The organism is Anoxybacillus sp. LAT27, from assembly GCF_022030075.1.
In the GTDB taxonomy this organism is placed as follows: Bacteria; Bacillota; Bacilli; order Bacillales; family Anoxybacillaceae; genus Anoxybacillus; species Anoxybacillus kestanbolensis.
This window is the reverse complement of record NZ_JAIWYK010000123.1, coordinates 1-287: the sequence shown is the minus strand read 5'-3', so window position 1 is coordinate 287 and position 287 is coordinate 1. Positions and strand designations below refer to the sequence as shown.

Below are 287 nucleotides of genomic sequence, written 5' to 3'. Positions count from 1 at the left end.
ACAAAGTCACTGCCATTATTGGCGGCACGATCAGCGGCAACTCCTTAGCCATGATTCCACTCATTGAAAAAGCAGGCATTCCGTACATTTCCCTCGCCGCAAGCAAACAAATCGTCAATCCAAGCGATGGATCCTCACGTCATTGGACATTTAAAACCGCTCAAGGGGACAATATCGTCATTCAGAAGCTGCTTGGTTTTCTAAAAGAGAAAGGATGGATGAACGTCGCCTGGCTGAATGTCGCCAATGCCTATGGAACGAGCGGGCATGAAGAGTTTGTGCATTAT

The 287-nt window shown here is 47.4% G+C and carries 1 protein-coding gene; it reads left to right on the top strand.

The window, feature by feature from the left end:
• Positions 1-287: ABC transporter substrate-binding protein (locus LD028_RS08785; protein WP_237811590.1), on the top strand; the 287-nt coding region annotated here is incomplete at both ends.